The organism is Thiohalocapsa sp., from assembly GCF_019695415.1.
In the GTDB taxonomy this organism is placed as follows: Bacteria; Pseudomonadota; Gammaproteobacteria; order Chromatiales; family Chromatiaceae; genus Thiohalocapsa.
Map to the genome: position 1 here is coordinate 1 of NZ_JAIFKJ010000290.1, position 6,537 is coordinate 6,537.

7 protein-coding genes and 1 pseudogene are annotated in these 6,537 nt (G+C 67.2%); 6 read left to right on the forward strand and 2 right to left on the reverse strand.

Going from position 1 to position 6,537, the window contains the following annotated elements; all coding sequences use genetic code 11:
* From I6U14_RS08395 to I6U14_RS08410, 4 genes and pseudogenes are all read left to right on the forward strand, one after another.
* Positions 1–476 (forward strand): annotated as a pseudogene (locus I6U14_RS08395) (hypothetical protein); the annotation flags it as partial.
* A 225-nt stretch (positions 477–701) separates the two neighbouring features.
* A complete protein-coding gene (locus I6U14_RS08400; protein WP_296898431.1) occupies positions 702–2,168 on the forward strand; it encodes a glycogen synthase in 1,467 nt (488 codons plus the stop codon).
* Complete coding sequence (pabB, locus tag I6U14_RS08405; protein ID WP_296898433.1) at positions 2,165–3,634, forward strand: aminodeoxychorismate synthase component I; 1,470 nt, start codon at positions 2,165–2,167, stop codon at positions 3,632–3,634. Before I6U14_RS08400 ends, pabB begins: the two co-directional genes overlap by 4 nt.
* A gap of 344 nt (positions 3,635–3,978) precedes the next feature.
* Positions 3,979–4,296, forward strand: a complete 318-nt coding sequence (locus I6U14_RS08410; protein WP_296898434.1) for a hypothetical protein — start codon at positions 3,979–3,981, stop codon at positions 4,294–4,296.
* Positions 4,297–4,340: 44 nt separating this feature from the next.
* Here the strand turns inward: I6U14_RS08410 and I6U14_RS18265 are convergent, their stop codons facing one another.
* Positions 4,341–4,703, reverse strand: coding sequence for a FeoB small GTPase domain-containing protein (locus tag I6U14_RS18265; RefSeq protein WP_367115645.1), 363 nt, complete (start codon positions 4,701–4,703; stop codon positions 4,341–4,343).
* Between the two features lie 38 nt (positions 4,704–4,741).
* Positions 4,742–5,200, reverse strand: coding sequence for a FeoA family protein (locus I6U14_RS08420; protein ID WP_296898435.1), 459 nt, complete (start codon positions 5,198–5,200; stop codon positions 4,742–4,744).
* Here I6U14_RS08420 and I6U14_RS08425 point away from each other — a divergent pair.
* Together I6U14_RS08425 and I6U14_RS08430 are read left to right on the forward strand one after the other, a co-directional pair.
* On the forward strand, positions 5,135–5,449 hold the full coding sequence (locus I6U14_RS08425; protein ID WP_296898436.1) for a hypothetical protein: 315 nt from the start codon (positions 5,135–5,137) through the stop codon (positions 5,447–5,449). The genes I6U14_RS08420 and I6U14_RS08425 overlap by 66 nt on opposite strands.
* 154 nt (positions 5,450–5,603) lie before the next feature.
* Positions 5,604–6,392, forward strand: a complete 789-nt coding sequence (locus I6U14_RS08430) for a DUF4198 domain-containing protein (protein ID WP_296898437.1) — start codon at positions 5,604–5,606, stop codon at positions 6,390–6,392.
* The last annotated feature ends 145 nt before the right edge of the window (positions 6,393–6,537 follow it).

Below are 6,537 nucleotides of genomic sequence, written 5' to 3' on the forward strand. Positions count from 1 at the left end.
GGGGGGCGGGTGGTGGTGCGTGTGGGGTGGGGCGGGTGGGCGGGGGAGTGCGGGGGGCGGGCGGCGACGTGGGGCTGGGCCGCGAGAGGGATCGCAGCGCCTCCGCCCCCGGCGCCGAGCGGGCCGGGGCGGTGGTCGGACGGGAGCCGCCGCGGGGCGGCGTCGGACCGCGGCGGGAGCCGCGCAAGGCGCGGCCCGAGCAGTCTGGGGCGGCGTCGGGGACGCCGCCGCAACCGACCCCGGGCAGCGGCCCCCTGCGCCCGCCGGCAGACGGGGCGACGCTGAGCGCGGAGCTGGTGGTGCGCGGCAGCGCCCCGCCCTACACACTGCTGGACTTGGGCGGCAAGCCCTATCGGGTGGGCGCAGGCGGTCGCTTTGTGCTGCACATTCCGGTGCGTGAGCACCAGATCATTATGCGCCTGTTGGCGACGCTGCCTCAGCTGCCGGTAGAAGCACGTGAGGACGACCCCGACTGAGTACCCTGCCGAGGGCGGGCAACTGCCGCCTGGTTGGGGTACTGCCTGGGAATCATTGCCGGATTCCGGGGCGGCGCCTTCGGCGCGGTGCGTATAATTGCGCTGTCGACGCTCACCAACTCCCCTCTGCCGATATGCCGGCCGGGCTCCGTCGAACACCGCGAGCCATAGCGATGCAAGCCGAGAGCCGGTCGCCTACCGTCGACGCCAGCCAAGGACCGCCGTATGTTCATTGTCATGGCCAGCCCCGAATGTGCCCCCATCGCCAAGGCGGGAGGGCTCGGTGACTTCGTGCATGGGCTCGGGCGCGAGCTGGCCATCCGCGGCCATGCGCTGGAAATCGTGCTGCCCAAGTACGACTGCCTGCGTGTCGATCGCATCGGGGGCATGCACAAGATCTATTGCGACCTGTGGGTGCCCTTCTATGACAAGGCCATCCATTGCGACGTCGAGTACGGCGAGGTAGACGGGCTCAACTGCTTTTTCATCGAGGCACACTCCGAGCACGATTTCTTCAACAGGGGCAAGATCTACGGCGACGCCGACGATCCGGACCGCTTCGCGTTCTTCTCGCGGGCGGTGATGGAGTTCCTATACAAGTCCGGCAAGCGCCCGGACGTCATCCACTGCAACGACTGGCACACTGGGCTGGTGCCGGTGCTACTGTACGAGATCTATGCCGGGCTCGGCATGGGCAAAACCCGCGTTTGCTATTCGTTGCATAACACGGGGCACCAGGGCTGGACGGGCCCGCATGTGCTGCATATGAACGGGCTCGACGCCGAACGGCTCATGGTCCCGGAGCGCCTGCGCGACCCAGGCAACCCGGGTGCGGTGAACTTGATGAAGGGCGGCATCGTGTTCTCCAACTTCGTCACCACGGTGTCGCCGCGCTATGCCTGGGAGATCCAGCACACGGACCAGGGCATGGGCCTTCAGGGCGTGCTGCAGGCGCACGACCGCAAATTCGGCGGCGTGCTGAACGGCATCGACTACAACACCTGGAACCCGGAGCTCGACACCCACCTGCCGGTGAACTACGGCCCGGACACCTTGCCCGAGAAGGCCAAGTGCAAGGCCGCGCTGCGCGCCCGCACCGGCCTCACCGACGTCTTCAAGCCCCTCGTCGCGGTGGTGAGCCGGCTGGATAAGCAAAAGGGCGTGGAGCTGATCCGGCACGGGATCTACTACGCACTGGAGCAGGGCTGCCAGTTCGTGCTGCTCGGCAGCGCGCCGTCGCCGGACGTGAACGCCGACTTCTGGCACATCAAGCACGAGATGGACGGGAGCCCGGATTGCCATCTAGAGCTCGGCTACGACGAGGATCTGGCGCACCTGATCTACGCCGGTGCCGACATGATCCTGATCCCGAGCGTCTATGAGCCCTGCGGGCTCACGCAGATGATCGCGATGAAATACGGCTGCGTGCCCGTCGCCCGGCGCGTCGGCGGCCTCGCGGACACCGTGTTCGACGCCAACTACTCGGACCGCCCGTTCGAGGAGCGCAACGGCTACGTCTTCGACGACTTCACCTACGCTGGGCTGGAGTCGGCGCTGGGGCGGGCCATCGGGCTCTGGAAGCGCTTCCCGGAGTATTTCCGACAGCTCAGGGTCAACGGCATGCGTCAGGATCACTCTTGGAACGTCCCGGGGCAGCACTACCTCGATATCTACGAACACATCCGCGCTTGAGGGCGGGCGCCATCCACATCGAGCAGCTTCCCTATCGCGCCGACCCGGCCGCGCTGTTTGCCGCCGTGGCCGCGGAGCCCTGGGCGATGTTCCTGGACAGCAACGCCGGGCGGGCCGCAGGGGGGCGCTGGGACATCATCGTGCTGGCACCGCGGGTTACGCTGCGCACTGTCGATGCGATCACCGAAATCCGCAGCGGCAACCGCCGGACTCGCTCCCCAGCGGATCCACTGGACCTATTGCGCGGGGCGCTCGGCCCGCGGGTTGATGCCGCTGGCGCGGCGGAGCTTGGGCTGCCATTTGTCGGCGGCGCCGTCGGCTGGCTCGGCTACGATCTTGGGCGGCGCTTCGAGCGGCTCGCCCTCGGTACGCCGCTGCCGGAGGGGGCGGCGCAGATGGCCCTGGGCATCTACGACTGGGCGCTGCTGGTGGACCACCACGCCCGCGCCACCTATCTGGTGGGGCGCGGCGATCAGGCCGATCCGCGCCGTCAGCGCCTGCGGCGCCTAAGCGAAGGCCGTGTCCAGCGGCGGACCCAAGGGCCCGCGGAGCTTCCACGCAGAAGCTTCAGCCCCATGGGGCCCGTGCTGAGCGACATGGACGAGGCCGGTTATGCGCGTCGCTTCGACGTCGTGCAGCGCTACATCCGCGCCGGCGACTGCTATCAAGTGAATCTCGCGCGGCGCTGGTCCGTGCCCGTCACCGGCGACCCATGGACTGCCTACGCCCGTCTCCGACAGTTGAATCCGGCTCCCTTTGCGGCCTATCTGAGCACGCCGGGCATGCGGGTGCTCTGCGCATCACCTGAGCGCTTTCTCGCCCTGCGCGACGGAAACGTGGAAACCCGCCCCATCAAGGGCACGGCGGCACGACACCCGGACCCCGCGCAGGACAGCGCCCTTGCCGCCGGGCTCGCGGCGAGCGAGAAAGACCGCGCTGAGAACCTGATGATCGTGGACCTGCTGCGCAACGACCTCGGACGCTGCTGCGAGACCGGCAGCGTGCGGGTGCCGGAGTTGTTCAAGGTCGAGTCCTACGCGGGCGTGCACCACCTGGTGAGCAGCGTCACCGGCCGCCTGCGCTCGGATGCGGACGCGACCACGCTGCTGCGCGCCTGCTTCCCCGGCGGCTCCATCACCGGCGCGCCGAAGATCCGCGCCATGCAGATCATCGACGCCCTGGAGGGTGTCCCGCGCGGCGTCTATTGCGGATGCATCGGCTACATCGGCTACGACGGCGCCATGGACAGCAATATCGCCATCCGCACCGCCAGCGTTGCCGACGGGCGCCTCGATTTCCGCGCTGGCGGCGGCCTTGTGGCGGACTCCGACTGCGCTGCCGAGTGGGCGGAGATTGGGCTCAAGGCCCGGGCGATGCTGCAGCTGGCAGCAACCTTCGGCGGTGACCCACGCATGGCTCCTGCCGCTGGCCGCCGCGCCGGGTCGAGGCGCAGGGACTCGCGCTGAGGCCGATCAAGCACCCCGGCTGCGGTGTGATCCCAAAAAGAGCAGTTGACCGCTTCAGAGCCTATGCAAATGGCGGTACCGGTTGGGATTGCCACACTGGCTGCACGTCACCCACCGGGTGAGCGCCGCTACGGCCGCCATGGCACGCCCCGCGCGGCGCCTGGCGGCGTTACAACTCCTCGGAATAGGACGGCTATTCCTCGTCGTTGTGCCTTGCCAGCCACCCCGCGGGACGCACCCTGACGACCGTCCAACTACTCTTTTTCGGGTAAGCGGGCACGGCCGTTTGGTGAGGGATTGGTCCTGGTCATTGGCTTGCGTCAAGCCTGCCCCAGGGCATCAAGGTGGAAGTGCTGGATGCGGTGTCAGTGGGGCTCGCCGCGCTGAGCGGGAAGCCCTGTACCGCCAACGTGACGGATCTGCTGCTTGGCGTCGGCGAGTATCTGGAGCACGGCACTGCTCGCGAGTCGGACCGCTTGCTGCGTCGGCTGCTGCGCCCGGACCCTGCCATGGCTTGGGTGGGGTTTTTGGCCCAAACCGTCAGATATGTGCTGCTGCGCATATTCGGCGGTTGGGTCTCGATGTCCGGCACGGCGGACCTTTGCTGGGCCTCGGTCGGCCGCGGTGTGTTCTCCGCTTCGCTCATATTGGCTCGTCAGTGATGGGTGGGGGTGCCGATGGGTAAGACCGATGCTGTGCTCACGGTCTATGCCGTGGGAGCGGCCTCCGGCCGCGACGGTCTTCCAGGGCGCTGCGCATCGTCGTCGTGCCAGGGATGCCGCTCCCACGGGACGTGACTCACAGAGCACCTGCTCATGTTTCGGCAAGGCGGTCGCGCAGCCGCTGGCTCGCCTGCCGGTTCCCGCGCGACGCGTTCCTCCAGCGAGAAGGACGTCAGGCTGTAGGTCCCCGGCAGGTCCACGGTGTAGACGGTGGCCTGCTCGTCGTTGTACTGCCCGTGCTTCTTGTCGACGGTGACGCCGGGGTAGTTGGTCACATGCTGGCGGGCGCCGGTCGGCACATTGAACAACGTGGACTTGCCGGCGTTCTGCTGGCCGGCCAGCGCCACCAGGACGCCCTGGCGCTGCGCACGCGCGGGGGGTGGGGTCAGGCACGGTCGCGCTCGGCAGTCTGGGCCTTCAGCTGCGAGACTTCGATGGTGCGTGCCTCCGTACGCCGCAGTGAGACGTTGGACGTGGCGAGCATCAGCTCGATGGGATCGTTGAGCGGCGCGCTGCGCACCACGGTGACGATCACGTTCGGCATCAGGCCCAGATCCACCAGGCGCTGGCGTATCGCCCCAATGCAGGATAACCTGGCGATGCGATAAAAGCGAACGCGAATAATTCTGATTGATATTACGATGATGGCCTTGTAATATGCAGGGCTATGATCGCCGCGCCGTGCAACGCCCCACCGCAGGCATTGCGCACATCGACAACCCGCGCAAACCGGAGACCTGCCCTGCGATATCCCCGCCGCAATGCCCTTACCACTGGCATGGGCCTGTGCGCCGGCGTGCTGACGGCTGCGGGGCTCACTCTGAGCACGGCGGTGTCGGCCCACACGCCCTTGTGCTCCTGCTGCGACATGGGCGACGGCACCGTGCTCTGCGAGGGCGGCTTCTCGGACGGCTCCTCGGCGGCTGGCGTTGCGATCCGCGTCGTCGATGACAGCGGTAACCCGATCATCGAAGGTGAGATGAGCGAGTACAGCGAGTTCGAGTTCGACAAGCCGGACGGCGATTACACCGTGGTCTTCGATGCCGGCCCAGGACACGACATCCAGATCTCCGGCAAAGACATCGTGGAATAGCCCAAGGACCAGCGGTGCGCCACACAATAAGGCGCTCCCGACGACCCAACGCTTGCCCCGCCAGCCGCCGCCAGCGGGCTCGCAACAGCTTACGACGACGGCGCGGCCCAGCCGCCCGCACAGCGTTTTCCCACCAACAACGGAGTCAGTCTCGATGAAGACATCCGCAGTGATCGCCGCGGCGGCGGCAACCACCCTCGCCGGCACAGCCCAGGCCCACTTCCAGTTCCTCTACACGCCCGAGGTCATGCTCGCGGAACCGGGCGATGTCCCGCTGGCCATGGTCTTCGGCCACCCGATGGAGAACGGCCACACGATGAACATGGGTGAACCGGAGGAATTCTTCGTCGTCTTCAAGGGCGAGAAGACGGACCTTAAGGACAGCCTGGAAGCGGTCAAGTGGTCCGGCAGCGGCGAAGAGCCATCAGACGCCTACACCGCGACCTACAAAGTCCGCCGCAACGGCGACTACAGCGTCGCCCTCGGCCCGGCGCCCTACATGGAAGGCGCCGAGGACATCAACAGCCAGCAGATCACCAAGACCATCCTCAACAAGGGCGCGATGCCCACGGGCTGGAACGAGCCCATCGGCCGACCGACGGAAATCGTGCCGATGAACAAGCCCTACCAGACCTTCGTCGGCGGCACCTTCACCGGCCAGTTGCTTTCCGACGGCAAGCCCGCCGCGGGTATCGAGTGCGAGGTCGAGGACATCAACGCGGAAGTCGATATGGAAGGCAAGGCCTTCAGCAAGGAGCCCAAGGGTACGGTACCCCCCTCCGCCGTCGTCGCCATCACAGACGAAAACGGCATGTTCACCTTCGGCATCCCGCGCGCGGGCACCTGGGGCTTCGCCTGCCTGGGCTCCGGCCCGGTCAAGGAGCACGAGGGCAAAGAACTGTCCCAGGACGCCGTGCTCTGGATCCACGCCACCGAGCTCTGAGCCGGGCAGCGCGCACCGACCGCGCCGGCGCTGCTGCGCGCCGGCTGCGGCCCCGTCGAATACCTGCGACGCCGTCGATGAGACGAGCACGATCATATTTTTTTTGTGTTTATCATACGATGGCGCCGCGCCCTGCGGTGATTCC